The sequence below is a fragment of the Streptomyces sp. NBC_00887 genome (assembly GCF_045207585.1).
Window position 1 is genome coordinate 7,573,975 of sequence record NZ_CP108788.1, and the last position, 26,952, is coordinate 7,600,926.

Sequence of the window (26,952 nt, forward strand, 5' to 3'; positions counted from 1 at the left end):
GTAGCCAGTGGTCCTGAAAACCTTCGGCTGGTCGTTCGCGGTCACCGCGCTCGGCCTGGTCGCAGCAGTGATCTACGGGGGGTGGCAGGCCTTCGGAATCGTCGCGATCCTGTCCGTCCTCGAGATCTCGCTGTCCTTCGACAACGCGGTGATCAACGCCGGAATCCTGAAGAAGATGAGTGCCTTCTGGCAGAAGATCTTCCTCACGATCGGTGTGCTCATCGCGGTCTTCGGTATGCGGCTGGTCTTCCCCGTCGTGATCGTTGCCATCAGTGCAAATCTCGGGCCCATCGAGGCCATCGATCTTTCCTTCAACGACCCCGACCGGTACAAGGAACTGGTGACGGACGCACATCCGTCCATCGCCGCCTTCGGTGGAATGTTCCTGCTGATGATCTTCCTCGACTTCATTTTCGAGGACCGGGACATCCAGTGGCTGCGCTGGATCGAGCGTCCGCTCGCCAAGCTCGGCAAGGTCGACATGCTGTCGGTCTGCGTCGCGCTGATCATCCTGATGATCTCCGCCATGACGTTCGCGACCCACGCGCACCAGCACGGTGGCGGGCACGCCGACAAGGCGGAGACCGTCATGCTCTCCGGCATCGCCGGTCTGATCACCTACCTCGTCGTCGGCGGTCTCTCCGGATTCTTCGAGAACAAGCTCGAGGAGGAGGAGGAGCGCGAGCACGAGGCCGAGGAAGAGGCCAGGAAGGCCGGTAAGCCGGTCTCCGCGGTCGTCCTCGCCGGCAAGGCCGCGTTCTTCATGTTCCTCTACCTCGAGGTGCTCGACGCGTCCTTCTCGTTCGACGGTGTCATCGGCGCCTTCGCCATCACCAACGAGATCGTGCTGATGGCCCTCGGCCTCGGTATCGGTGCCATGTACGTCCGTTCGCTCACCGTGTACCTGGTCCGCCAGGGCACGCTGGACGACTACGTCTACCTGGAGCACGGCGCGCACTACGCGATCGGCGCGCTGTCCATCATCCTGCTCGTCACCATCCAGTACGAGATCAACGAGCTCATCACCGGGCTCGTCGGCGTCGTGCTGATCGGCTGGTCCTTCTGGTCCTCGGTGCGGCGCAACAAGGCGCTCGAGGCGGCCGGCGGCGACGGCGGCGGCGGCTCCGATTCCAAGGCGGAAGTCTCCTCCGGGGTGTGACCCGGTAGGGATTGAGGAACGCTCTCTCTGCGGGGCGGCCCACGGCGGCGGGTCTCCGGGAACACCCGGACCCGGCCCGGTGGCCGCCCCGCAGTGACGTTCGGGGCGTGTGCGGGGTCGGGCTCTACCGATACATATGGGGGTTGGGATGGCCTTCTGGGACAGCCTGTGGCCGAGGCGGGAAAACCAGTTCGAGTCGGGCAATGCTGCGACGAACTCCATCGTGCTCTCCAAACGGCACGCCACGGTCTCGCTGAACAAGCAGGGCGCCCTGTCGGGGAACCTGCGCGTCAACCTCTCCTGGCGTATGCGCACCTCGGACATCGAGGGCAGGTCACGGCAGAGCGGCAGACTGCTCCGCCCGCTGAAGCTCTTCACCCCCGACGTGGTCCAGGCGCACACCCAGGGTGTGGTCAACGTCGACCTGGACCTGGGCTGCATGTACGAGCTGATGGACGGCAGCAAGGGTGTCGTGCAGCCGCTGGGCAACCTGATCGGCGATCTGAACGCCCCGCCGTACATCCGGCTCAGCGGCGACGACCGCTTCGGCGCACCGTCGGGCGAGACGGTCTATGTGAACCTCGACAAGCGGGACGAGATCAAGCGGCTGCTGTTCTTCGTCTACATCTACGACCAGACCCCGGCCTTCGACCGCACGCACGCCAAGGTGACCCTCTATCCGGGCAACGGCCCGCGGATCGAGATCGAGCTGGACGAACGGGCCCCGCAGGCCCGCTCCTGCGCCGTCTTCACGGTGGAGAACGTCAAGGGCGAGCTGATCGTGCGCCGCGAGGTGAAATTCGTATACGGCTTCCAGTCGGAACTGGACCGGCTGTACGGCTTCGGCATGCAGTGGGGACGCGGCTACAAGACGCGGGCCTGAGTGAGCACCGTGAAGGGCGACCGCGCCGCCGGCTCAGGGCCGGATGAACTGCGGGCCCTGCGGAGGAAGCACGAACGCCGGATCGGGAGCGTGCGCCGCCGCGGCCGCGGGCTGCGGATAGCCGTAGGCGGGCGGTGCGGAGGCGGGCTGCGGGTAGCCGTAGGCCGGCGCGGAGGTGGGCTGCGGGTAGCCGTAGGCCGGCTGGGGCTGCGCAGCGGGCTGCGGGTACCCGTAGGCGGGCTGCTGGTGCTGGACCGTGGCCTGCGAGTCGGAGCCGGACGCCCCGGCCGAGGGCGCGGACGTGGTGGTTTCGGGTACGGGCGGGGCCGGGTCGGGCTCAGCGGCCGCCTCCGCCTCGTCGACCGAGATCCCGAACGCGGTGGCCAGCCCGACCAGGCCCGTCGGGTACCCCTGGCCCACCGCGCGGAACTTCCAGCCGTCGCCGCGCCGGTAGAGCTCGCCGCAGATGATGGCGGTCTCCTCGCCGGTCTCCGCGCGCACATCGAAGACGGCGAGGGGATCGCCGTCCGCGGACGCGGAGTCGTACAGCGATATCCGCAGGTCCCGGACCTGCTCGAAGGCCGCTTCGTCGCAGGACGCCGCGATGACCACCTGGTCCACGGACGGGTCGAGCGCGGAGAGATCCGCCTCGATGGTGTCCGTCAGTCCTCCGGCGGCACTGCGCTTGGGCAGCCGTCGCACCAGGCCCGAGGGATGCCGGGGCTGGTTGTAGAAGACGAAGTCCTCGTCCGAACGCACACGGCCCGAAGCGCCGAGGAGCAGCGCGGAGGCGTCCACGTCCGGGACCCCGGCACCCGGGGTCCAGCGCAGCACAGCCCGTACGGCCATGGCGTCGAGAGGGACGTTCGAGCCCTTCAGCATCGCGTGCGTCATGGCGGTCATCCTGCCTGCTCGTGGGCCTCCCGGACAACGCGGGGGGCCGAACACGCGGGTGGGAGGTGTCAGCAGGCGGAGCAGGGACGCTCCGCGAAGAGAGTGAGAAATGGCCGGGTTACCCGAAGTTCATACTCTTGGGGAACTGTCGACACCTGTCCGTACGTACTATTACCGGCCATACGTTATCCGGCCTGTCAGGCAGTACGGGGGAATCACATGCGTCATTTCGGGCACATCTCGCCCACTGCCCGAGAGGGCCTGTTCATCCGGGAGCCATGCGAATTCAACGCAGACTCCTCCGCTCGCATGCTGTCGGTGGCCCTCGGCGCCACCCTCTACAGCCCGGCGACCCGGCCGCAGCTGGCCGAGGACGTGATCAAGCAGGGCGGGCGCGGTGTCGTCTCCATGGTGCTCTGCCTGGAGGATTCGATCGACGACGCCGAAGTCGTCGGCGCCGAGGCGAACCTCGTCAGACAGTTCGCCGATCTTGATTCACGGGGCGTCGAACTGCCGCTGCTCTTCATCAGGGTCCGCGAGCCGGAACAGATTTCCGACCTCGTGGAGCGCCTCGGCGACTCGGTCCGATTGTTGTCCGGTTTTGTACTTCCGAAATTCACGGAGGAGCGGGGAGAGCTGTTCCTGGAGGCCCTCACCGCGGCGGAAGCCGCCGGCGGGTGCCGGCTGTTCGCGATGCCGGTCCTCGAGTCGCCCGAGCTGCTGCACCTGGAGACGAGGGGCGACACCCTCCGCGGAATCGCCCGCACCGTCGACAAGTACCGGGACCGGGTCCTCGCGCTGCGCCTCGGCGTCACGGACTTCTGCTCCGCGTACGGTCTGCGCCGCGCCCCCGACATGACGGCCTACGACGTCCAGATCGTCGGCGCGGTCATCGGCGACGTCGTCAACGTGCTGGGCCGGGCCGACGGCACCGGATTCACCATCACCGGGCCGGTGTGGGAGTACTTCCGCCTCCAGGAGCGCATGTTCAAACCGCAACTGCGCCGCAGCCCCTTCATGGGGCGTGCCGAGGAGCTGCGCACCGCCCTCATCGAGCACGACCTCGACGGACTGCTGCGCGAGATCGAGCTCGACCGGGCCAACGGACTGCTCGGCAAGACCTGTATCCACCCCTCCCACGTCCTGCCGGTGCACGCACTGTCGGTCGTGAGCCACGAGGAGTTCAGTGACGCGCAGGACATCCTGCGGCCCGAACGGGGCGGCGGCGGGGTGCTGCGCTCGGCGTACACGAACAAGATGAACGAAGTGAAGCCCCACCGCGCCTGGGCCGAGCGGACCCTGCAGCGGGCCGAGGTCTTCGGAGTGGCCAAGGAGGACGTCGGCTTCGTCGAGCTCCTGGCCGCGGGTCTGGCGGACTGAGTGGTCATGGGCGAGCACGCAACGGAAGAAGAGGCAGTGGACGTGAAGTGGTCGGGTGACTGGGTCGCCGAGCGGCTCGGGGTCGAGCTCGTCGGCGACGGGGAGCTCCGGGAGCTGCTGGGCCTCGCCCTGCGCCGCAACCCGAAGCGGGCCCACCTGCTCGTGTCGAACGTGCTGGGCAAACATGTGCCGCAGCGGCCGTCGCTCGTGTACGGGGCGGGGTTCGAGCTCGGTGAACGGGTGCGGGACCTGCTGGGCGAGGCCGAGGCCCGGCGGGCCGTCGTCCTCGGGTACGCGGAAACAGCGACCGGCCTCGGCCATGCCGTCGCAGACGGGCTCGGGGTGGCCACGTACCTCCACTCGACCCGGCGCCCCGTCGCGGGCGTCGCACCGGCGGGCGGCTTCGAGGAGGCGCACTCGCACGCGACGTCCCATCTGCTGCTCCCCGAGGACCCGGACCTGCTGACGGGCGTGGCGACCGAGGACTCCCCGAGTACACCGCTCGTCCTGGTCGACGACGAGTTCTCCACCGGCAACACCGTGCTCAACACCATCCGCGACCTCCACGTGCGCTACCCCCGGGAGCGGTACGTCGTCGTGACCCTCGTCGACATGCGGTCCGAGGCCGACCAGGGGCGGCTCGCCGAATTCGCCGAGGAGATCGGCGCCCGGGTCGACCTGGTCGCCCGCGCCCGCGGCACCGTACGGCTGCCCGAAGGCGTCCTGGAGGAGGGCCGCGCACTCGTAGCCGCCCACGAGGAGGCTTCCTCCCCCCAGCCGCCCGGCCCGACCGGGGCCCGCCCCGCTCCCGTACGGGTCGAGCTGGGCTGGCCGGACGGACTCCCCGACGGCGGACGCCACGGATTCACCCCCGTGCACCGTGCGGCCCTGGAGGCAGCCCTGCCGGACATGGCCGCCCGGATCGCCGACGCGCTGGGCGACGCCCGCAGGGTGCTCGTCCTCGGCTTCGAAGAGCTGATGTACGCGCCGCTGCGGTTGGGCACCGCCCTGGAGGAAGCCACCACCGCCGACGTGCGGTACTCCACCACCACCCGCTCGCCCGTCCTCGCCGTCGACGACCCCGGCTACGCGATTCGCACCCGCCTGGTCTTCCCGGCCCACGACGACCCCGCCGACGGGCCCGGCGACCGGTACGCGTACAACGTCGCGGGCGCCGGCTTCGACGCCGTCGTCGCCGTGGTCGACTCCGCCGCCGAGACCGCGGCGCTGCACGCCCCCGACGGGCTGCTCGCCCGGCTCGCCGCGCACACGGACCAGGTCCTGCTGGCGGTCGTCCCCTCGTACATCCCGCAGCCCGCCCTCCCGTCCGCCCTCGAAAGGCAGGAAGCCTCCATGCTGCCCGAACCCCTCCGGGGCCCCGCCTTCTCCTCCTACGCGCCGGACGACGTCGGCTGGCTGCTCCAGGACCTCTCGGACACCGTGCTGGAGGCGCCCACGGAGGAACGCGAGGAGGCGATACAGAGCGGTGGCGCGCACTACGCCGAATCGCTGCCCGTCGAGTACCAGCCCACCCCGCAGTACCAGGAGCTGTTCAAGACAGCCCTGGACTCCTCGGCCGCCCGAATCGCCCGAGCCGTCGGAACGGTCACCGAGACGGTGCTCGCCGAACGCGGCCCCCGCCCCGTGCTGGTCTCGCTCGCCCGTGCCGGCACCCCCGTCGGGGTCCTCATGCGCCGCTGGGCCCAGCACCGGCACGGACTCGACCTGCCGCACTACGCCGTCTCCATCGTCAGGGGCCGAGGCATCGACGCCAACGCCCTGCGCTGGCTGGCCGCCCATCACGATCCGGCGGACGTCGTCTTCGTCGACGGCTGGACGGGCAAGGGTGCCATCACCCGTGAACTGGCCGCCGCGCTCGAGGAGTTCGACGGCTTCAACCCGGAGATCGCGGTACTGGCCGACCCGGGCGGCTGCGTCGGCACGTACGGAACACGCGAGGACTTCCTCATCCCGTCCGCCTGCCTCAACTCCACGGTCTCCGGACTGATCTCCCGTACGGTCCTGCGCTCCGACCTCGTCGGCCCCGACGACTTCCACGGAGCGAAGTTCTACCGGGAACTCGCGGACTCCGATGTGTCCGGCTTCTTCCTCGACACGGTCGCCGCCCGCTTCGACGAGGTCGCCGACGCGGTGGACGCCGACGCCAAGGAAATGCTCGCCGCGGACCGCGCCCCCACCTGGGAGGGCTGGGCCGCCGTCGAACGGATCAGCGAGGAGTACGGCATCCACGACGTGAACCTCGTCAAGCCGGGCGTCGGCGAGACGACCCGGGTGCTGCTGCGCCGAGTACCGTGGAAGATCCTCGCCAAGCGTGGCGCGGGCAGCGACCTCGACCACGTGCGGCTGCTCGCCGAACAGCGCGGCGTCCCCGTCGAGGAGGTCGGCGAACTCCCGTACACCTGCGTCGGACTGATCCACCCGAAGTTCACCCGGGGCGCGACGGGCGCGGACGGCAAGGCGGTGGTGGGACCGTGAGCACGCCCGTGACGCTGGTGGCCAGCGACCTCGACCGCACCCTCATCTACTCGGCTGCGGCCCTCCAGCTGTCCATGCCGGACGCGGAGGCTCCACGGCTGCTCTGCGTCGAGGTCTACGGGCACAAGCCGCTCTCCTACATGACGGAGAAAGCTGCCGCACTGCTCGACGAACTGGCCCGCAGCACCGTCTTCGTACCGACCACCACCCGGACCCGCGAGCAGTACGGACGCATCCACCTTCCCGGCCCCGCACCGCGGTACGCCATATGCGCCAACGGCGGACACATCCTGGTCGACGGAGTCTCCGACCCGGACTGGCAGACGGAGGTCGCCCGCCGGCTCGCCGACGAATGCGCCACGCTCGCCGAGGTCCGCGCCCACCTGGTCGCAACGGCCGATCCCGCCTGGCTGCTCAAGGAACGGGTCGCCGAGAACGTCTTCGCGTACCTCGTGGTCGAACGCTCACTCCTCCCCGATGGCTGGGTGAAGGAGCTGGCGGCCTGGGCGGACCCCCGTGGCTGGACGGTCTCCCTGCAGGGGCGCAAGATCTACGCCGTCCCCAAGCCGCTCACCAAGAGCTCCGCGATGGACGAGGTCGCCCGCCGCTGCGGCGCCACGACGACGCTCGCCGCGGGCGACTCACTCCTCGACGCCGACCTGCTGCTCGCCGCCGACCACGCCTGGCGCCCGGGGCACGGCGAACTCGCGGACAGCGGCTGGCGGGCGCCGAACGTCCAGGTGCTGCGGGAGCGGGGCGTTGCCGCGGGTGAAGAGATCCTGAGCCGGTTGCTGCGCGCGTCGGCGCGGCGGACGGGCCGCTGAGCGGCCGGCCGCCTGTACGGGGGACCTCGCTGGGCTCAGCCGCAGCAGCCGCCTCCGCAGCAGCCACCGCCACCGCCGGACGGGGCGGGAGCGGAGGCGGTTGCGCCGGCGGATGAGCCGCCGACAGCCACGGTGGAGAGCAGCTTCACGGTGTCTTCGTGCCCTGCCGGGCAGGAGGCCGGAGCGGAGGACTCCGCCATGGGACGGCTGACTTCGAACGTCTCGCCGCAGGGGCGGCAACGGAACTCGTAACGAGGCATGGCCCCAGATTAAGGCCTCTTCCTCGCGACCTGCGGCTGCGTGACCTGGGTGACCTCAGGCATCTGGACGCGACTGCGGCGCTCCTCGAGCATGACCTGCTCCGGATGACGCGACCGCCAGTACGGATTGTCGTGAGGCAGACCGCCGCTGACCCTCCCGTACATACCGAACATCATCAGCAGCAACCCGATCGCGAAGCTGAACAGTACGTTCTGCATCTCGAAGGCGAGGAAGTTGAGGCCCGTGTCCAGCAGGGCCAGATTCACGAAGCCGCTGAGGATGAAGGCGATGCCCAGGACCATGTTCAGGGTCGAGGCGAAGTTCCCGCCGATCACCATTCCGACGAACAGCAGCAGCCCGACACAGATGGACAGCACGCCGAGCGCGCCGTTGGTGTTCAGGCCGGCCACCGTGTCGCCGCCGGTGTCGAAGAAGCCGATCCGGTCGATCAGCCCCAGGATGCCGAAGGCGAGGAGGAACAGCCCGGCAAGTCCGGCCCCCACCCGGTAGACCTGGCTGAGCCGGTGGTCCACCGGCAGATGCTCGTTGAGCCGGGTGACCTTGCGGCGCCGGCCCGTGGGATGCAGGACATGAGTGGCCATGACGGCCTCCTTCGGCCCGTGCGGCCAGAACCGGCCCCTGCGGCCAGAACACACCAGCGGGAACCGCGGCGTACTTCCAGGATCGGCCCACCGGCCGATATGGACAAATCGGACTGTTGCGGTGCTCGCCGGACGGGACCGGGGGTGTGACGGGACCCGTCCACGCCGGGAAGTAGGCGACCTCGGGCCACGCGGCTGCGGGTCCCGGCGGTTCCTAGGCGCCGCTGCCGCGTTCCTCGCGGATCGTCGAGACCACACGGGCCGTCGTCCGCCGTACGGTCTCGGTCTCGGTCAGGAAGTGCCAGTAGTCGGGGTGACGCCCCTCGAGCCCGGCGACGGCGCGTTCGAGCCGGGCCACGGCATCGTCCAGCGGGCGGGCGTGGAGCGGATCGGGGGTGTGGCGGCCGGCCATGGCGAGGCGCTGCGCGTCCCGGATCGCGAACCGGGTACGGTCGATCTCCACCTGCGGATCCTTGGCCACTGCGTCCAGACGCTGCAGCCGGTCACCGGCGGCGGACACCGCTTCGTCGGTCGCGTTGAGCAGGGCGCGGACCGTACTCAGCCGGGCGGTCGCATCGGCCCAGCTCTGCTCGTCGCGAGCCGTGGCTGCTTCCGCCAGCTTCTCCTCCGCCTGCCGGATACTGACCGCGGCCTGGTCGGGCACGGGCTGCAGGTCCTGCCAGCAGGCCGCCGAGAAGCGGCGCCGCAGCTCGCTGAGCACCGGCTCGACCTGCCCGGCGCGCGTCGTCAGTGCCTGGGCCCGGGTACGCAGCGACACGAGCCGGCGGTCGATATCCGCAGCCCGCTCAGGAAGCCGGTCCGCCTCCGCCCGCACCGCCTCGGCGTCGCGCAGCACCTGGTCGGCCCGCTGGAGCGTCTCGGCCACGCCGTGCCGTCCGGCCCCCTGATTCAGCTTGGTCAGCTCCGGCGCGAGAGCCGCCAGCCGGGCGGCGAGATCATCGGCACGCATGCCGGACGCCCGTACGGCGTCGAGTGCGTTGCTCGCACCGAGGAGCGCCTGCCGGGCACGCTCCACGGCGGGAGCGAGGCGGGCGAGCTGCGTCTCCGCGCTGCCGAGCAGCGATCCCAGTCCTGCGGCGAAGCGGTCGAGCTCGCCCTTCACCCGCACCAGGTCGTCCTTGGCCCGCGTCAGCTGGGTCCTGGCACCGGCCGCGGCGGCGGGTTCGAGATCGTCGCGGTCGAGGTCGTGCGCGTCGACCGCGGTGATGTACCCGTGGCTGACCTCGTCGATCCGCCTGCCCAGCGCGGCGAAGTCCTCCGCCGCCTTGCGAGCCCGGGGCGAACTGTCGACCGCGATGATCGTCTCGATGGAGATCTGCAGATCCCGCTGAGCGGTGTCCAGCTCGTAGAACGCCGCCGCGGCCGCGTCCTTCGCCGCCTGGGCGTCGGCCCTCTCGTTCTCACCGCGCCCGCCGAACCAGCGCCGCGTGCCCCCGCCCGCGAAGGCGGCCGGCAGTGCGGCGGCGATCAGGGGCACCGGGAGCAGCATCAGCACCAGGACGTCCTTGACGGCGGAACTTCCACTCGCTTTCGCCTGCGGCCGCGCGTGTGTCGCCGTCACATCCCTCTCCCGTGCCGATTCGCCCTGTCCCCGGTACATTCTCCCACCCGGTAAGGACGAACACACGGGTCCGTTAGTTCGCGCTTCGGACGGTGACTTCACCGTTGTCGCTGCGTGCCTTCACCACGTGCGGGCTGCTGTCGCTGCGCGGTACGTCCACGGAGACGTCCCCGTTGTCGGCCTGGGCGGTCACGGCGTACGTCCCGTCGCCCTTCGGGAGGTCGATGGTGATGCCCCCGTTGTCGCTGATGGTGTCCACCAGGTCCGGTACCCGGGTGACCCCGAGCCTGATCGACCCGTTGTCCGAACGGGCGACCACCGACGGACCGGAGAACTCCTCGGCCACGACAGACCCGTTGTTGCTCTGGAGCCGCAGCGGCCCGCTCGAGTCGCGTACGACGACCCCGCCGTTGTCGGCGTCGAGCACGAGCCGGGTGTCGAACCCGGACGCGGTGACCTTGCCGTTGTCCGCGTTCACGCTCAGCGCCACGCCGCGGGGCACCTTGACCCGGTGATGCGAGGCGCAGTCACTGATCATCGCCTCGCACTTCACCTTCAACGTCAGCTTGTCGCCCTCCAGCTTCCAGCTGGCGTCCGGACCGTTGCCCAGCACGACCCACCCGTCGACACGCCGGGTCACCTCGACTTCCTTCACATCGGCGGGCATGAGGTCCAGCGAGGAGTTCCCGGCGTCGATGGTGAGGGTCTTCCCACTGAAGGCGAACGACTTGTGCTCGGCGGGCGACCCCTCCACATCCGTACTGCCGCAGCCGCTGAGGGCCACGACAAGAAGAGCGGTTCCACCGGCGGCCGCGACGAGCGTCCCGGTACGTGAGCGGGTGTGGGTGCGGGTACGGAAAGTCATGGCGATCGGATCCCCCTGAGAGCGCTGCCGGTGTGCCCTCACGGTATGTACGACGCGCCCCGCGAACGATCCGGACGGCTACCCTCTCCGGGGTGGGGCTACCCCCCGCATGCCACCCCGCCGGCTCCCGGCCGGTCCGGCACGTCACCGGATTGCCGGGCAGGGGCGTGAGCCATGTAATCTGTTGCCTCATCCACGGGTGCGTAGCTCAGGGGTAGAGCGCTGCTCTTACAAAGCAGATGTCGGCGGTTCGAAACCGTCCGCGCCCACCAGCAGTAAGCACGACGAAGGCCCAGGTCACCGGTACAGAACCGGGAGCCTGGGCCTTGTTCGTTTCTCAGCCGCGGGGGCGGGGGAGAGGTGTCGTGCCACTTACGCGCCACATGCCCCGTCGGACTCCGCCGGCCGGACCTTCCTGATCTGCTCGTCGACGTGAGCGGCGATCGCGTGGTCAGGAGGATGTTGACGGTAGGGCCGCCGCGAAGTGGTCGTCGGCTCGGGCCATTCGCAGCGCGATTCTCGTGACCTTCTGATTAGCTGTGCTGATCTCGATCGTGGCGAGGGGATGTCCTCCCGGGGCGATGAGGTACACCGACTTGTTGTTGACAGTGAGTCTGCAAGCCGCCTGAATGCGATCACGGAAGTACCCGGTCTCGGTGGCGATGTCGACAGCACCGATGACGGTGGTGCGGGCCCCGTGAGGCAGGAGCGCAGCGTCGGCGTCGCGGACGCTGTCGGGCGCGAGCAGCTGGATCATTCTGCGCGTATCCCCGGTTCGGGCTGCTGTCAGGAAGGCTTCGACGATCTGCTGGTCCGGTCGGCTGTTCCGCTCCGAGGCATGCTGGGCGCTGTCGAGGCGTTGTCGGGCCCTGCTGGCGTGTTTCTTGGCACTGGGCACTGTCCCGCCCAGCACGTGTGCAATCTGGTCGAACGGCATGGAGAACAGGTCATGCAGGACGTACGCGATCCGTTGCGGCGGGGTCAACTGGTTCAACAAGACCATGAGCGCCCGGGAGACGTCCTCTGTGCGGAGGATTGCTTCGTCCGCGGCCAGTTCTGCGGCCGGGATGGCGTCCGCGAGCAGCGGCGCTTCGTTGCGACGGCGTCGGGCACGCAACTCGTCCAAGCAGACCCTGGCGGTGACAGTCGTGAGCCAGGCCGACGGGTTCTCGATCGATGGTGAGGATCGGGCAGTCATGACCCGCAACCATGCCGTTTGGACGGCGTCTTGGGCGTCATGAGCCGAACCGAGCATGCGGTGGGCAGCCGACAGCAGATGTGGTCGTGCGGTCTCGAATTCTTCGACCGTGATCGGCATGGGTGTCACCTTTCCGGGCTTGCGGACGTCAGGACGGTCGGTTCAACCCATTCCTGTTCGCATCCCGAGGAGATGACAACGTCATGAGCCTACAGACGGTGCGGTTCCGCACCGACAGCGGCACAGCTGCCGAGGTCCGGTCGCAACGTGCGAGGGTGTTCGCCGCCCGCCACGCGGCATCACCCCAGGGCGTGGTCCGCACGGCGTACTCCAGTGAGTCGGAGCCGGACTTCATCCTGGCCATCGACTTGGAGGAGGCAACTGAGGATCCGTTGGTGGGACTGCCGCAGGCCGCTCAGCTGCGCGACCTGATCAGCCGCGCCGTGGGAGCGCCGGTTCCATCAGAACCGTTTACCGTCGTGGGGTCGTACAACTCGTGAGCTCCGTACTGATCATCGCCACTGTTGGGTGCGTCGTCGCGAACGCGTTCATTGCGATCGCGGACTACGTGCGGGCACCGTTCGTGCTGGCGAACTCCGCAGAGGTTCGACTCCCGCCGGCTGCGGTGCCGTACCTGGCGACCCTCAAACTCGCGGGCGCTGCCGGCCTTCTCATGGGGCTTCTCGGGGTCCACTGGCTGGGCCTGGCGGCAGGAATCGGCTTGACCGCGTTCTTCATCGGCGCGGTCCTGGCTCACGTCCGCGCACGCGTCTTCTACAACATCGCCTTCCCGGGCGGCTACCTGCTACTCGCAGTCGCCAGCACCAGCTTCTTCGTGGGTAACCCCTGACCCACGCCGACGCACCCCTCTCCGTGGAAGGCCGCCGCCGGTTGATCGACGCTGTACGACGCGTCCGCTTGCGCACTTCGCCGCGGAGAAGGGCACCTCCCGCGCATGCGCTTCCCAGTGGGTGAACCGCCGGTGTAAGCACGGCGACCCCGGGCTGCTCGACCGGTCCTCGACGCCGCACCATCAGCCGAGCGCGACCAGGGCCGACATCGTGCAGCGAATCGAGGCAGTGCGACGGGAGCACAAGTGGCCGGCGTCACGGACCACATGCGAAGTCGATGACTCGCCGCCACGGCATCACCAGTATCGAGACCGTCAGTGCCCGCTCGATCGGGCACAGAAGGGGCACGCTCGGAGACGGGTCACTAGACGATTGGCATCATGATCAGCCGCCGCACGGGGTCACCAGGTGGTCACCAGGCTGCTCCCCTGGCCCGGTATTGGGAATGCAGGTCATCCGGGTATGCCCGCCGACCGCCGATGCAGGTATACGTACCCAAGCCGGCCTGTCTCGGCCGTGACCCGGTCTTCGTCCTGGACCTGGCTGCCGCTCCGTGCTTTGTCGGAGTTACGGCCGTGGGCGCGCCACCCGCCGCCGTCCGGGATGCGTCCGGCTTTCTTGACATCGACGTCGCCATGTGGCGGACGCTTGGCCCAGATTGTTTTCGGCTTGCGGTTCGCATCGCCGTCGGGGTCGGGGTCGGGGTCGGGGCCGATGAACTTGCTTCATTTCAGGCCGAGGTGCGCGGGGGACCACGGTGGTTGACGGGCATCGGAAGCTCGTTGGTGCTGGGCCGTGTCTCAGCCGTCCGAGGACACACGGCCACGACCGACGCCGACAACCGTCGGCTGAGTCGCAGGGTGCAGCGTTGATCGGTTATCGGTACACGGCCGCAGGTCGCAGGTCAGGCCCTGCGCCCTCTACTTCTTCGGCCACTGAGGCAGTGGTGAGGCGGGCGAGGCCGCAGCAGCCTCGCCCTTGAGCGGAAGGCCCCCGAACCAGCTACGCGGGTCGCCCGTCCAGGGCGAGTCGCTGCCGAGGTCCGGCGGTCAGGCTGCGGATGTCGTTGAGCATGGTGTGGTCGGCACGAGCACGGCGCAGACGGTCCGGGTCGAGATCGGCGACGACCAGTTCCCTCTCGTCGGCCCCGGCCTCGACGACCAGGCGGCCTGTCGGATCCCACACGGCGCTCCCGCCGCACGTGGACCAGCCCCCCGTAGAGCCGACGTGGTTGGCCAGCACTGTGTACATGGTGTTGTCGAAAGCGCGGGACGGGAACCACATCCGAGACTCGTGATAGCCGTTGCCGACGCTGAACAATGCGCCCACCACGTAGGCGTGACAGCCGTCGAGTGCCGCGGCGCGAGCATGCTCGGGAAAACCGGAGTCATAGCAGATGCCCAGGCCGAGTCGCCAGCCCTCGACGTCCAGCGAAAGCCCTTGCGCCCCGGGGCAGTAGATCTGTTGTTCGGTGCTGAACAGCAGCTGCTTGTCGTAGCGGCTGAGCCATGTGCCGTCCGTGCCGAGCACGAGAGCCGAGACGTACAGCTGACCGGCGTCGTGCACGGCCGTGCCGACGATGGCGACGGTACCGGCCTCCCGACAGGCTTCCAGGAGAGGTTCGAGCCGGTCGTCTCCTGCGGCCTGCACGGCGCAGCGGTTCGGGTCGGCACGGATCAGGTCCGGTTCGTAGCCGGTGAGGAACTTCTCCGGAAAGACGACCACGCGAGCGCCCGCGTCCCCGGCCTCGCACACCATCGCGGCGGCGGTGGCGACATTGGCAGAGAGATCGCCGGGCTCAGGACACGCCTGAGCTGCGGCTACACGAAGGGGCTGGGAGGGCGGAGGCGGCTGTTCAGGCGTCACGGATCGACCCTAGCCACACCGAGAAGGCGATCTACTCAGGGGGCGTCCGGTCAGCTGCGAAACGGGCGGTACGGCAAGTGCCCGCGCACGGAGCGGGCGCGAGCTGCCGGCGTGAAGTGGGCGCACCAGTCAGGACCGAAGTCACCGGTCCACCACGTCACAAAGCAACCCGCCGCCTACCTGCGTTTCCTGGGTCCGCAGGTCAGTGGCTGGCTCAGCCATGATCGGCCGGTGTTTCCCAAGCTCAAGGCTTCAGCCACCGGAATACGCGGTAGCCACCCGACGCCCGCTTCTGTACCTTGCCCCACATGACTGACAACCGAAGGGACAATGCCGCGTAGGCGCCCGGCAGCCCTGCGGGGTGACCTCCCCACCCGCCTCGTGAGGCGGCGGAGGTACCCATTGATCGATCACCTTTCAGGATCTTGCACAGCCGACCTGCGTCGGCTGGAGCGGGCCCGCTTCTGGCCCGAAGCCACGGAAGAAGCGTTCTGGCACTGGAAGGTCCTTGCCCACGGCCCTCTCAGACAACTCGTGGACCAACGCATCGGTTCCGATTGCGGTCTCCCTGAGTGCGGGTGCTACGGCGCCGGCTTCCGCGAGCACCTCGAAGCAGTGCTTCACACACTGCCCAAGAAGAGCGCACGTGAGCTGCGCGCCCTCGTACGGGTCCTCGACAGGAAGGTTCTGGCGAGGGCCAAGGCCATCCCCCCTGACAACCTGGAAGTGCCCTGGTGGCTAGGCCAGTAACAGCGGTCACCGCGGGCCCCTCAGGCGCCACTCAGCTCACCATCGATGGGACTGTTCTCCAGGTCGGTCCCACAACCACTCTCGATCGATCAGCGATTCCCCAGGTTCGGAGCGCGAGTTCGATTCTCGGGTTGGGGTGCGTGGTGTGCACGGCGGGGACGACACCGAGCTCCGTCGCAGAGTCGATCACCAGGACGTGATCATGGGTTCCCATCGGCGTCGCTCTGGCCCAGCGCACTGCCTCATCGTCCGAGATGCCATTGAGCGCGAGGGCCGGCAGGGCAGTCCCTGCCAGTCGATGCCTTGACGAACGGAGCCATGTGGCCGTGCCGTGCTGAGCTTTGCGCGCCTGTTCCTGCCGTCCGCGCACGGCGGACAACCTCTCGCACCGAACTCCTCAAGCGGGTGTCGCAGGTTCGAATCCTGCCGGGGCACCAGGGAATAGGTGCGGGTCCGGTCATGGTCCGCTGCCGCAGACGGTGCCGGCCCACTGGCGCGATGCACAGTGCGGGCATCGGGACGACCCTACGGCGCCGGCTCGTGGGTTCGTCGTCGTAGAGCTGAAAGGGTGCCAAGTCCCTGGCGGTTGACATGCTTTCCTCTGACGGATCAGGCGGCACGTGATGCCGTGCGCCGGAGGAGACATCGACCATCTGTGCCAAGTGGATGGGCGAGTCGATGGTTGCCGACTAGAGTCACCTCATCACTGCTGGTTATGGGGCCAGGGCTTGATGCACGTATGCCGAGTCTCTGGTGGGGAGGGCCTGTAGAGCATGAGTCGTCGCTCCAATGGGTTGGTCGGTGTCTGGGCTGAAGCGCAGCGCCAACAGCAACGTCAACAAGAGGCGCAAGCCAGATACCAGCGGGACCAGGAGAGACAACAACGCTCCTACCAGCGAGAGGTCGCGCGCAGCCACCGCGAGCAGAGAGCGGCCTACCGGGAGCAGCGCGAGGCGGAGGCCCGGCGGCGCACGGAAGATCTTGACGCACGAGTCGAGGCGTTGCAGGGTCTTTTGGCGGCAGGATGCCGGGCCGCGGCGTTCCGGGCCGTCGCGCTGACTCGGACGGAGCAGATCGAGGCTTTCTCCCCTGGCCAGCTCGCGCACCCCATCCGCATGCCGGACCCGAACCAATACCAGCCGCAGGGTGGCTGGACGGCCACACGGCGAGCTCAGGCCCAGGCGGAGACTCGCTCCAGGTTCGAACGTGACTGGCAGGCCGCACATGCTGCGGAAGCACAGCGTCAGCACCAGTTGGCCGCCTACCAGATGCAGTATCAGCAGTGGGCCGACACCCAGCTGGGCGAGATCCGTCGGCACAACGCCAACATCGCAGAGATGACGACAGGGCTTCGCAACGGAGATCCCGATGCCGCAGTGGAGTATTTCTCAGCTGCCCTCTACGCCTCGAACGGATGGCCCGAGGACCTGCCCCGTCAGGTATCCGCAGCGTACGACTCCGGTGCACGCCAATTGGTACTGAACTGGGAGCTGCCCAAGTACGACGTCGTCCCGGAGGCGAAGTCGGTGCGCTACATGGTCAACGCCGATCAGGAGAAGGAGTCGCCCCGACCGGCCACGCAGCGCCGCGCCCTGTACAGGGACGTACTCGCGCAATGTCTCCTGCTGGTTCTGCGTGATCTTTTCGCTGCCGACGAGTTCGGTGCGCTGGAATCGGTCGCGCTGAACGGGTTCGTGGACGATCACGACCCGACGACAGGCAGACGGGCACCCATCTTCCTCGGCACCGTCATGGCTTCGCGTTCGACTTTTGCCGCCCTCCATCTGGAACAGGTGAACGCTGTCAACTGCCTGGTAGACGGACTTCGGGGGCAGCTCTCGACGCGCCCCGATCAGTACGCACCCGTGCGGCCCGGCCGGGTTCCCGAAGACATCGGTAACGGGGTCGTCACCCATGGAGGCGACGACGAGCCGGATCTGTACGAGATGGATCCCATCGCCTTCGAAGCGCTGGTCGCCGATCTCTTCCGTGCCATGGGCATGCAGGCCGTGACCACACAGCGCTCGAACGACGGCGGCGTGGACGTCGATGCGCTGGACCCGACCCCGATTCGCGGCGGCAAGATCGTCGTACAGGTCAAGCGCTACCGCAACACCGTGCCCCCGACAGCCGTCCGCGACTTGTACGGCACCGTCCAGGATGCCGGCGCGAACAAGGGTGTTCTGGTCACAACGTCCGGTTTCGGCCCCGGCTCGCACACCTTCGCCAATGGCAAGCCTTTGGAACTGGTGGCAGGCTCCGAGCTTGTCGATCTGCTACACCGCCACGGACTACGCGGACGCCTGGGTAGCGGCGCACGCACGGTACCCGCCCAGCGGACAGCGCCGGACAGTGGGGCCAGCACGGATGACCACAACATGTTGGGGATGTACTGGTCGGGCAGCGTCGCCCTGGACGTGTGCGCGCTCGTCTGTCACGGCAACCGTGTTCTGGACGACGACCACTTCGTCTTTTTCAACAACCCACGGACGCCCGACGGCACGGTCCGTGCCCTCATCCCCGTAGCGCCGGACCGAGCCGCCATCCAAGTCACCTTCGATGCCCTACCGGCGCGAGCTGACCGGCTCGTCGTCATCGCCGCGGTCGATCCTGTCGCCAACCCTACGGCCGACCTTTCCGGATTCGCCGACGCCGGTATTCGGCTGCTGGATTCCGAGGGAGCCCAACTCGACCAGTTGGAGGTCTCCGACGGCCGCGCCGACGAGACTGCGCTCGTACTGGGGTCTTTTCGTCGCCGCTCAAACGGCGACTGGGAGTTCGTCACCGGAGGCAAGGGTTACCGAGGCGGCTTGGAGGAACTGGTCCAGGAGTACGGCATCGATGTGGCTTAGCGTCTCTGCCGACGCACGACCCTCAATGCGGCCGAGCCAGCCATGACCGTGATGGTGCTGGCGTCAGCTCCCTGCGTCGTAATCATCGGTGCCTACGCGGACGCCGCAGCGTTCTCACCGCGCTGCTCGGAGGCTCCGGCAGAGTAGCGAAGTACCACAACCTCAGCAACCGATCATGCTCGCCAGTGTCCTTGTAGGACCATAGCGCGACCGGTATGCCCCCTCACTGACTGATCGAGATAGGGCTACGGATCAGCAGTTCCCCGTGCCACAACCGCGCCAGAAGGGGCGGAGACCCACGGGGAACTGCGGCCACTGGTAGGGACGACAGCAGACAGACACCGAAGTCGGCATCCCGCAGGTCAGGTCCCCACTCGCTTCACCTCGCTCCTGAAGCGGTGCTCGGTAGACCTGTGGACCATCTGTGGACTCAGCTCACCTGCTCTGTCCTGGGCTGCCAGGCCTCCACCTGTGACGTTGCCCAGGTCCCACGGGGCCTCCAGGATGCCGTGTGACAAGAAGCCCTAGCAGATGCCGAGAGCTTCCTGGCGCTGGTCCATCCCGCCGCTTTCGGAGAGTCCACCTGTTCTCCGCAGCGGGTCATCGCCACCGGTCGGTGCGGGATTTTCCTCCTCGCCCGCTACTGGTCCTGGACCGGAGATCACTACCGCCCTCGAACGGCTCGTGCTCCTGCCCGACCCTGGCCGCATTGTCGTGGCTGCGAACGTGGAGCAGCCAGCCGTCCGTCAAGGCGGCGGTCAGGTCGCATTGCCACGTCTGGTCAGCTGTGACATCACGCTGTGTGAGACATACCTGAGGCGTAGCAAGTACTCACCCGATGGGCGGATGGAGCTCGTTCTGGCAGTGGATGTCGTGCTGCCCGGTCTATGCGACGGTCAGTGCATGGTCGACGCGACAGGGACGACGAGTGCGCCTCGGCGCAGGTGGTGGCCGCGCCGGGTGGGCTGGGCAACGGCGGTGTGGGCGGTGGTGTACGCCGGCTTCGGCCTGGCATGCGCGCTGAGCGGGACTTCGCTGCTCTACCTGGGCAGCGACCCGGGACCCTCGGCGCTGGGCTGGGGGGTGGCGGGGGTGGGGGCGCTGGCAGCCCTGGCCTGTGGCGCGGTGGCGCGGTACGGACTGCAACCGGCGTTGCGGGTGCTGCTGTGGGTGGTCTGCGCGCTGGCCGGGATGGCCGCGTTCGGCTTGCTGATGGACGTCATCACACTGGCATTCGGTCAGGGGGTGGACAGCGGTGTGGCCGCGGCGAACCATGCGCTGGCGGCGGCCGGAGTGATGCTGCTCGCGGCCACTGCCCGGTCCGTCCGCCGCACGCCCGCCGCGGCCGTCGTACGGGGCACGCCCGCCGCGGCCGTCGTACGGGCCCCTTCCGCCGCCTCCGGGTCGGTCCAGTTCGCCGCCTGCGCCGGGACGGCGGCTTTCCTCCCCTACGCGGCGATGAAGCTCATCTGGGCGTCCGGCGGCACCTTCGCCGGGATGACCGGCGAGGAAATACTCGCCGTATCCAAGCGCAATGGTGCGTCAGGAATCTGGCTCACCCTGGAGTCCTGGGGCCTGGACGGCACCGTGCTGCTGGCTGCGCTCGGCGCCTTCCTGCTGTGGGGCCTGGTCCGTCCGTGGGGCCAGGTCTTCCCGCGCTGGGCACTGTGGCTGCGCGGCCGCCGCGTCCCCCGCTGGCTCCCCCTGGCCCCGGCCTTGATCGGCGCCGCCACCCTGGCTCCGTACGGGGTGTTCGGTGTTGGCTACGTGGGGCTGGCCACGGCCGGCGTGGTGACGATGCGGCGAGGCGACTTCCACTCCTCGAGCGATGCGCTGCTGGTCGCCTGGATCGGCATGACCGCGTTCGCGGTCTATGGAGTCGCACTGATTGTCGCTGCCCGCTCGTACTGGCTCCGGACCCATTCCATCCACCGGACGTGCGCCAACGCAGAGTGACCGCTCACAGCCCGTCAACTCCTCACCAACTGGCGGCCCATGGGAGTTACACCCGTCTGCGGCGTGACCAGCGCCTTTCGCCATGAGCATCCCGGTGCCGCTCTGTCAAGAGGTCCCGCGCCTCCCGAACCTAACCCTCCCGTGGAACGGAGTGCCCCCCAATCCCATCGACAACCGACTTCACTACTGGGTTCTGGTGCACATTCCGTGAGGGCGATCTACGAGGATTTCGCCACGGTGATGTCGCGTCACCTGGGACCGTGGTGCGGTGTGATGCCCTCAAAGCGGTGCTGTTTCCGCACTTCAGCGCGCCCGGCGTCGAAGCAGTCTGATCACCCGTCACCCGTGCCGGATCTCCCGCTCATTGCCTGCTCCGCTACCGCACCTGCGCCTGCGGATCAGAGCGGGCAGGTCCACCTGAAGGATGACCACGGGCTCCGCCGCCTGACGGAGGTGGAGGAGCCCTGAAGCTGACGCACCCCGGATGGGCGATGCGCAAGGCTGCAGTACTTGCCGAGGAAGGGGCATTCAGATGGAGCGTTGGGATCGGGTGGGGAGGTTCGCGGGGTACGGGGCGGCCCTGGCGCTATCACCCTATTTATTGATCAAGGTGGTGTGGGTCGTCGGCTCTCTGCTGGGCCTGGCACCGATCGGGGAGGGCTTCGACCTGGCCGGTTGGGTACTCCTCAACACAGCGACCATCGGCATGGCGGGAATAGGGATCGCCTTGGCGCTCGCTCTAGTCCGGCCCTGGGGCATGCGGATACCTGGGTTCCTGGTGGCCTTCTGCGCCTGGACGGGGGCAGGATTTCTGGTGTCGATCCTGCCGTACGCCGTCCTCAGCACGGTGCTCGACGCCGGGCGCGGCGCGGCGGCGGACAGCGGAGGCGATGACCCCTCCATGCCCGGATGGGAAGGCGCGTTGATCCAATTCGGCTTCATCGGGATGGGAACAGGGCTGGCCCTTGCGGTCCCGGCCTACCTGCGCCGGCGCTGGCCGGAGGCGTTCGCCCGTCAGATCGGGGACGGTGCCCCTATCGTTCGGACCTGGGCGGCAGCCGTCGCAGCCATCGTCGGTCTTGTCTGGGCGTACTGGGCAGCCGGCGGCACCCTCGGAATCGCGAGACCTGCCGAACGGGATATCAACTGGTATCTGTTGACGAGCGTTGGCGCGCTCTGGGCGCTCGCCGGCGCCGCCGCCAGCTGGACGCTGGCCCGGAGGAGTCCGACCTGGGTACCCCATCGCCTCCTGCTGGCACTCGGCTGGCTCGGTTCGGGTTCACTGTTCGCCTGGAGCGGCTGGAAGCTGCCTCTCACCGTGGTCGTCGCCGTGGCTGACCTCGCCGATGTCGAACTACCGGAGAACCTCGCTGCCGCCTCCGTGTTGCACTTTGCCGCTGTCGTGGCGGGGGTCGGCATGGTGAGCACACTGGTCCGCTCACGGCCACGCACCGGCGACCAGCCCCGTTATTGTCACTGGCGCAGGATGCCAGAGCCGTCTGACATCCATGGCTGACATCAACGAGGCCGGACGGCGGCATACGTCAGCGCCCCTGTACGACCGCCGGACCTGCCGACGACGGCACCAGGGGCGGGTGTCGCGCGAACTCCTACAGCGGGCGTCGAGCGGATCGAGTGGTCACGTGCTGGATGGATTCCACGATTGTGGACCATGGCAGTTGTCGAACTTCTGGGCCCTCGCGGGGTTCATGCAAGGGCCAGACGTCAGGCCCGTGGACGAGGTGCACGTCGGCCTGCCGTAGTGCCTCGATGTGCCCCTGCCATGCCGGATGCCTTGCGTGAGCCGCATTGACCCGGGAGAACACCACGACGGGGACGCCGATCGTGCCGAGTGCCTCGCTCACCTGCGTCAGGGCTTGATTGTCGGCGATTCCCGTCGCGAGCTTGGCAACGTAGTTCGCGCTCGCCGGGGCGACGACGTAGCAGTCGGCGACCGGGTGCGGGCGGGGCTCAGTCGGCAGACGAGGTGTGTCCCGCACGGGGAGACCGGTCAGTGCCTCCAGCCTGTTCAGCTCGCCGTTCGCTCGCATCCATCGTCCGGCATTCGGTGTCAGGGTCACGGCCACCTGCCAGCCGAGGGCGATGGCCGGCTCGACCAGGCCGGTGCGCAGCTGCTCGACCCCATCGGCTGCCGTACCCACGACTGACAGCACTCCCCGACTGCCTGCGCTCACCGTTCCACCGTCTCGTATCGGTCCGCCCCCAGGGTCAGCAGTACAGCAGAGAAGTACGCGTGCACCTCGACAGCCCTCAGTGACCGCCGTGCCGACACGTGCTCTAGGAACACCGTGAGCCCCGCGGATGATTTGCTGGACGAGGATCTGCTCATCGGCAACGTCGTTTGCGGCACCATCGGTCATCTCCGCGGTCGAAGCCGATACGCACCTCCTGCGCAATACAGTTTGCCGCCGTGCCCTGTCGCAACCCTTGCGGCCGAAACGGGCCGTTCCCCTTATCGACCGACCACCTACCATCCCAGGTGGAACGCGCCACTCTACGAACGGCCTCGACGCCCTGGGCTGCGGCTGCGGTCCTAGGTCGAAGGTGGTCGGGATGGGAGCCCACAAGGACCGCCCGGCCGTTCTGGCACGAACTGGCACGCGCCAGGGTTCCGCTAGGGGCGCGAGTGGGCAGAGCGAGCCATGCCGAAGCCGCCTTGCATCCCGATACCAGCACCTGACGCCAACCGAGCGGACATCGACGACGATGGGCGACCGACTCCGCAGGTGGACCCTGACAGCCGCACATCAACCACCTGACCCGACATGCTCCGTGTCGAGGCCCCGGCGTCCGGGCTCGAAGGCGTGCCGGTCCGAGTCGTTCTGGGGGCTGGTTCCGCCGGCAAACCAGCCACGCCCGTGCGGTCGCCTCCGGCGTCCGCCGCACTGTGCCGACCGGCTGTCGAGGAACAGCCGGTCCAAGGCAAAGGGTGCAAACGAGGGACTTCCGCCTCACCCTTATGATCTGGGTAAAGGTGCTCACCTCCCCGATCCGGATCTGCGGAGTCTCCGCATGCCTGGAGGGGATGCGGACCGAGGCTCGGAGCAGCGATGACTGCACCCCGCGCGGCCGCCAGAAAACAAGAGGCAGTTCTGTGAACGTACGCAAACGGCGGACAATTGCTCCCATCGGGGCCGGTCTCGCGGTGGCTCTGCTGGGCGGCTGCGGCACCCAGACCGACGGAGGTGCCGCCGCAGGCGGCGAGTCGATCGTCGTGGGCATGTCTGACGACGTCCTGGCCGCGGATCCTGCCTCGGGCTACGACCCGGGGTCCTGGCTGCTGTTCAACAACGTCTTCCAGTCCCTGCTCAGCTTTCCCCGCGGCGGTTCGATACCTGAGCCGGAAGCGGCGAAGTCCTGCGCGTTCGAGGCCGGTAACAGGGTGTACCGGTGCACGCTGCGTGACGGCCTGACCTTCAGCAACGGCAACCGCCTCACCTCCGAGGACGTCAAGTACTCCTTCGAGCGGGCGATCAGGATCGACGACCCCGCCGGCCCGGCGCCGCTGCTCAGCACCATCGCGAAGATCACCGCTCCGGACCCGCGTACGGTCGTCTTCCGGCTCACAGCTCCCGACGCCACCTTCCCCAGCAAGATCGCCTCGGGCGCCGGCTCCATCGTGGACCACCGCGAGTACCCGGCGAACAGCCTCCGCAAGGACGGCAAGGCCGTCGGCTCCGGGCCCTACGCGCTGAAGTCCCTCGACAAGTCGAAGGCCGTCTTCTCGGTCAACGCCGACTACAAGGGCACAGCGCGGGTGAAGAACTCGGGCATCACTCTCGAATTCTTCCGGGGCGACCAGAAGAAGCTGGCGTCCGCGCTGCAGGAGGGGGACATCGACGTCGCCTACCGCGGTATGGCCGCGCAGGACATCGCCGAGCTGGAGGCATCCAGCGCCGCGGCCGACAAGGGCATCGACATCGTCGAGGGCACCAGTGCGGAAGTGCAGCACCTGGTCTTCAACATGAAGGACCCGGTGGCCGGAAAGCTTCCGGTGCGCAAGGCCATCGCGTACCTGGTGAATCGTGATTCCCTCGTCAGCGAGGTCTACCACTCCACGGCCACCCCGCTGTACTCGATCGTCCCGGCCGGTATCACCGCCCACAACACCGCGTTCTTCGACATGTACGGCGGGAGCCCGCAGCCGGACAAGGCCGAACGGGTGCTGCGCTCCGCGGGCATCACCGACAAGGTGAAGCTCACGCTGTGGTCCACGCCGACCCGTTACGGCCCCGCCACCGACAACGAGTTCCGGGCGATCGCCAAGCAGCTCAACGCGAGCGGCCTGTTCGACGCGGAGGTCAAGTCCCTCCCCATCAAGCAGTACGAGGAGCGGATCGCGGCCGGCGAGCTCGGGGTCTATGTGAAGGGCTGGGTCCCGGACTACCCCGACCCGGACAACTTCACCCAGCCGTTCTTCGGCAAGGACAACGTCCTGCAGAACGGCTACGAGAACAACGACATCACCGGCCGGATCATCCCCGGCACCACCGCCCTGGCCGATCGGGGCACCACCCAGAAGGCCTTCGACGAGCTCCAGGACAAGGTGGCGGAGGACCTGCCGATCCTGCCGCTGTGGCAGGGCAAGCAGTACGCGGTGGCGTACGACAACGTCTCCGGTCTGGAATGGACCCTGGACGCGTCGACCGTCTTCCGCTTCTGGGAGATCAGCAAGTACTCGTAGAGCTTCGTCAGCTCGATCAAGCTCTCGGAACATCGGCCTCATGAGGCCGGCGTTCCTAACCGCCCGCACAGCAGGAACCACGACAGGCCCAGGCCACCGGTACCGAACCGGAGGTCTGGGCCTTCCTCGTTCCTCCTGGATCTCGCCAGCCGTGGCTCCGGCCCGTCTGCCCGTGGGTGTGCGAGAGGGCGGGTCAAGCCACCCTTCTGGACCTGCCGGACTGTGCATGTGGTGCGGTCGCACGAGGCTGGAGGTCAAGCCGATGGCGGCCGGACACGATCTCTGCGGCGCCTTCCATGTCCGTATCTCCAGAAGGAGCGTGATCAGTGTGGCCCGGAACCGTCGTCTGATCCTGAGCTCGCCGTCCGAGGTGTGGCGCCTGCTGTCCGACGGCCACCGCTACGGGGAGTGGGTGACAGGAACCCAGCAGGTCCTTGCCGTGGACCCGCACTGGCCTGAGGTAGGAGCCCGGCTGAAGGTCCGGGTCGGCGCGGGCCCCCTGAACCTCGACGACACCTGCGTCGTCCGTATCTGTGAGCCCCGGCACCGCCTGGAGCTGGAGGCGAAGGCAGAGCCCTTCGGCGCAGCCCGCATCGCCATGACCCTGACCCCCTGGGGCGAGAACACACTCTTCACCCTCGACTGGCATCCCCTCAGGGGTCCCGGCACCCGGATGCACGGACTCCCCGTGGACTACCTCGTATCGGTCCGCAACGGCATGATGCTGACGAAGCTCGCCCGGATCGCGATGCGCGCACGTGACGGAAGTGTTTGAGGCACGCTCTGCACCCGAGACGGATCCGTGCGTCGGCGAGGTCGGCCGTGGGGACCGTCAGGGGGTCTTCGGTGCACGGTGGTCCGGTCGGACCAGCAGCGTCTTGACCTGCGGCTTCGGCGGGCAGCCAGTGGGACGAGTCAGTGAGTGATCGAGGGGCCCGGCCGGGTTGCCCACTCCTCTCGAACCTCGTACGCAGTCGAAGATGTCGCTTGCGTCGCGATCGGGGAACTCCATCGACAGCACGACGAGGTGCTCTGTGCGCGTCGGGGCTTCCAGGTAGGAGCACACTGATGGCATGGCCCTACCCAGAACGCATCATTGCTCGGCATGCTCGGACAGCGCCGCGGACTCAGTCCTTCACGAAGACCTCGTCGTCGGAGCGCCTCTGTCCATGGAGGATCTCACCGACGCGCAGCGCCAGGACCGGTTCGCCCTCAAGTACGCCCACGACGGTTGCCAGGTCAGAGAGGTCCGGCGGGTTCCGCACGACAGCTTGAGCGGTTACGCCTGGTCCGTCCGCTTCACCGAGAGTTCCTGATGGGTTGATCACCGGGAAGCGCAGGGAAGTTGCCTCGGAGGAGGCGGGGGAACCGATGGCACCGGCGGGTGCGAAGGTCACTCGTCCCAGTTCAGCGTGTACCGGCCGGTGGCGCTGTCTCGGACGGCGTCGCAGCGGCGGGGTGCCAGGGACCACTCCGCTTCCGCCCATCCTGCGATTGCCGGAGCGAGAGCCACCTCTGCGTAGTCGGCCTCGACGATCTCCAGTGCTCGGACCGCGATCAGGATGCAGGGGCTGCTCTCGACGATTTCGATGGCGCCGGAGACCCTGCCCAGACCGGCTCGCAGCCAGGCGACCTCGGACTCGGTGAGTGCCAGCCGACTCCCGTAATAGGCATTGCTGACCTCGGAAGCGTCCATCCGGACCCGGTCGCTGACGGGGGTGCCGCTGGGCGGCGGGGAGGCCGGCCGGATGACCTCGGCCGTGATCCCGAGGAACAGGCCGAAGCCGCCCTTCTGCACCTTGTATCGATGGGTTCGCATGTGGTCTCT

General features: G+C 68.2%; 22 protein-coding genes, 1 tRNA gene and 1 pseudogene. 15 read left to right on the forward strand and 9 right to left on the reverse strand.

Annotated elements, in window-relative coordinates:
• The first annotated feature begins 7 nt into the window (after positions 1 to 7).
• Both OG844_RS34525 and OG844_RS34530 read left to right on the forward strand, forming a co-directional pair.
• Positions 8 to 1,159 (forward strand): DUF475 domain-containing protein, encoded by a 1,152-nt coding sequence (locus tag OG844_RS34525; RefSeq protein WP_406395685.1) that lies wholly within the window; start codon positions 8 to 10, stop codon positions 1,157 to 1,159.
• Positions 1,160 to 1,307: 148 nt separating this feature from the next.
• Positions 1,308 to 2,042 carry a Tellurium resistance gene (locus tag OG844_RS34530; protein ID WP_406395686.1) on the forward strand — a complete coding sequence of 245 codons (735 nt, stop codon included), beginning with the start codon at positions 1,308 to 1,310 and terminating at the stop codon, positions 2,040 to 2,042.
• A gap of 33 nt (positions 2,043 to 2,075) precedes the next feature.
• Here the strand turns inward: OG844_RS34530 and OG844_RS34535 are convergent, their stop codons facing one another.
• Complete coding sequence (locus OG844_RS34535) at positions 2,076 to 2,945, reverse strand: TerD family protein (RefSeq protein WP_406395687.1); 870 nt, start codon at positions 2,943 to 2,945, stop codon at positions 2,076 to 2,078.
• A 210-nt stretch (positions 2,946 to 3,155) separates the two neighbouring features.
• Here OG844_RS34535 and OG844_RS34540 point away from each other — a divergent pair, with 210 nt between their 5' ends.
• The 3 genes from OG844_RS34540 to OG844_RS34550 are packed head-to-tail and all read left to right on the forward strand — an operon-like array spanning position 3,156 to position 7,636.
• A complete protein-coding gene (locus OG844_RS34540) occupies positions 3,156 to 4,316 on the forward strand; it encodes an HpcH/HpaI aldolase/citrate lyase family protein (RefSeq protein WP_406395689.1) in 1,161 nt (386 codons plus the stop codon).
• 6 nt (positions 4,317 to 4,322) lie between these two features.
• Complete coding sequence (locus OG844_RS34545; protein ID WP_406395691.1) at positions 4,323 to 6,812, forward strand: phosphoribosyltransferase; 2,490 nt, start codon at positions 4,323 to 4,325, stop codon at positions 6,810 to 6,812.
• Positions 6,813 to 6,829: 17 nt separating this feature from the next.
• Positions 6,830 to 7,636, forward strand: a complete 807-nt coding sequence (locus OG844_RS34550) for an HAD family hydrolase (RefSeq protein WP_406396361.1) — start codon at positions 6,830 to 6,832, stop codon at positions 7,634 to 7,636.
• 35 nt (positions 7,637 to 7,671) lie between these two features.
• Here the strand turns inward: OG844_RS34550 and OG844_RS34555 are convergent, their stop codons facing one another.
• From OG844_RS34555 to OG844_RS34570, 4 genes are all read right to left on the reverse strand, one after another.
• The gene (locus OG844_RS34555) at positions 7,672 to 7,896 is read right to left on the reverse strand and encodes a zinc ribbon domain-containing protein (protein WP_406395693.1); all 225 of its coding nucleotides are present in this window, start codon (positions 7,894 to 7,896) and stop codon (positions 7,672 to 7,674) included.
• A 9-nt stretch (positions 7,897 to 7,905) separates the two neighbouring features.
• On the reverse strand, positions 7,906 to 8,499 hold the full coding sequence (locus OG844_RS34560; RefSeq protein ID WP_406395694.1) for a DUF4383 domain-containing protein: 594 nt from the start codon (positions 8,497 to 8,499) through the stop codon (positions 7,906 to 7,908).
• Between the two features lie 214 nt (positions 8,500 to 8,713).
• Positions 8,714 to 10,081: a hypothetical protein gene (locus OG844_RS34565; RefSeq protein WP_406395696.1), complete on the reverse strand. Its 1,368-nt coding sequence runs from the start codon at positions 10,079 to 10,081 to the stop codon at positions 8,714 to 8,716.
• Positions 10,082 to 10,154: 73 nt separating this feature from the next.
• Complete coding sequence (locus OG844_RS34570) at positions 10,155 to 10,946, reverse strand: DUF4097 family beta strand repeat-containing protein (protein ID WP_406395697.1); 792 nt, start codon at positions 10,944 to 10,946, stop codon at positions 10,155 to 10,157.
• Positions 10,947 to 11,143: 197 nt separating this feature from the next.
• Here OG844_RS34570 and OG844_RS34575 point away from each other — a divergent pair.
• Positions 11,144 to 11,218: transfer RNA gene (locus OG844_RS34575), tRNA-Val, on the forward strand.
• Between the two features lie 179 nt (positions 11,219 to 11,397).
• On the opposite strand, the gene OG844_RS34580 is transcribed toward OG844_RS34575, so the two are convergent.
• Entirely contained in the window at positions 11,398 to 12,264 is an 867-nt protein-coding gene (locus tag OG844_RS34580) for a sigma-70 family RNA polymerase sigma factor (RefSeq protein WP_406395698.1), read from the reverse strand.
• A gap of 83 nt (positions 12,265 to 12,347) precedes the next feature.
• Here OG844_RS34580 and OG844_RS34585 point away from each other — a divergent pair, with 83 nt between their 5' ends.
• The 3 genes and pseudogenes from OG844_RS34585 to OG844_RS34595 all read left to right on the forward strand — a co-directional run.
• The gene (locus OG844_RS34585) at positions 12,348 to 12,644 is read left to right on the forward strand and encodes a hypothetical protein (protein WP_406395699.1); all 297 of its coding nucleotides are present in this window, start codon (positions 12,348 to 12,350) and stop codon (positions 12,642 to 12,644) included.
• Complete coding sequence (locus tag OG844_RS34590; RefSeq protein WP_406395701.1) at positions 12,641 to 12,994, forward strand: DoxX family protein; 354 nt, start codon at positions 12,641 to 12,643, stop codon at positions 12,992 to 12,994. The genes OG844_RS34585 and OG844_RS34590 overlap by 4 nt, the downstream gene beginning before the upstream one ends.
• Positions 12,991 to 13,271, forward strand: a pseudogene (locus tag OG844_RS34595) (leucine zipper domain-containing protein); the annotation flags it as partial. The gene OG844_RS34590 and the pseudogene OG844_RS34595, both read left to right, overlap by 4 nt.
• Positions 13,272 to 13,997: 726 nt before the next feature.
• Here OG844_RS34595 and OG844_RS34600 read toward each other — a convergent pair.
• Entirely contained in the window at positions 13,998 to 14,861 is an 864-nt protein-coding gene (locus OG844_RS34600; RefSeq protein WP_406395703.1) for a carbon-nitrogen hydrolase family protein, read from the reverse strand.
• Between the two features lie 1,523 nt (positions 14,862 to 16,384).
• On the opposite strand from OG844_RS34600, the gene OG844_RS34605 reads away from it, so the two are divergent.
• The 3 genes from OG844_RS34605 to OG844_RS34615 all read left to right on the forward strand — a co-directional run bounded on the left by OG844_RS34605 (position 16,385) and on the right by OG844_RS34615 (position 21,935).
• Positions 16,385 to 18,463, forward strand: coding sequence for a restriction endonuclease (locus OG844_RS34605; protein ID WP_406395704.1), 2,079 nt, complete (start codon positions 16,385 to 16,387; stop codon positions 18,461 to 18,463).
• A gap of 846 nt (positions 18,464 to 19,309) precedes the next feature.
• The gene (locus tag OG844_RS34610; protein ID WP_406395706.1) at positions 19,310 to 20,419 is read left to right on the forward strand and encodes a hypothetical protein; all 1,110 of its coding nucleotides are present in this window, start codon (positions 19,310 to 19,312) and stop codon (positions 20,417 to 20,419) included.
• Positions 20,420 to 20,951: 532 nt separating this feature from the next.
• Complete coding sequence (locus OG844_RS34615; RefSeq protein WP_406395707.1) at positions 20,952 to 21,935, forward strand: hypothetical protein; 984 nt, start codon at positions 20,952 to 20,954, stop codon at positions 21,933 to 21,935.
• 94 nt (positions 21,936 to 22,029) lie between these two features.
• On the opposite strand, the gene OG844_RS34620 is transcribed toward OG844_RS34615, so the two are convergent.
• Complete coding sequence (locus OG844_RS34620) at positions 22,030 to 22,581, reverse strand: flavoprotein (protein ID WP_406395709.1); 552 nt, start codon at positions 22,579 to 22,581, stop codon at positions 22,030 to 22,032.
• Between the two features lie 953 nt (positions 22,582 to 23,534).
• Between OG844_RS34620 and OG844_RS34625 the strand changes: the two genes are divergently transcribed.
• The 3 genes from OG844_RS34625 to OG844_RS34635 all read left to right on the forward strand — a co-directional run bounded on the left by OG844_RS34625 (position 23,535) and on the right by OG844_RS34635 (position 26,440).
• A complete protein-coding gene (locus OG844_RS34625) occupies positions 23,535 to 25,124 on the forward strand; it encodes an ABC transporter substrate-binding protein (protein ID WP_406395711.1) in 1,590 nt (529 codons plus the stop codon).
• A 328-nt stretch (positions 25,125 to 25,452) separates the two neighbouring features.
• Positions 25,453 to 25,899, forward strand: a complete 447-nt coding sequence (locus OG844_RS34630; RefSeq protein ID WP_406395713.1) for an SRPBCC family protein — start codon at positions 25,453 to 25,455, stop codon at positions 25,897 to 25,899.
• A 394-nt stretch (positions 25,900 to 26,293) separates the two neighbouring features.
• Complete coding sequence (locus OG844_RS34635) at positions 26,294 to 26,440, forward strand: hypothetical protein (RefSeq protein WP_406395714.1); 147 nt, start codon at positions 26,294 to 26,296, stop codon at positions 26,438 to 26,440.
• Positions 26,441 to 26,517: 77 nt separating this feature from the next.
• Here the strand turns inward: OG844_RS34635 and OG844_RS34640 are convergent, their stop codons facing one another.
• Positions 26,518 to 26,943, reverse strand: a complete 426-nt coding sequence (locus OG844_RS34640; RefSeq protein ID WP_406395715.1) for a hypothetical protein — start codon at positions 26,941 to 26,943, stop codon at positions 26,518 to 26,520.
• Positions 26,944 to 26,952 lie beyond the last annotated feature (9 nt).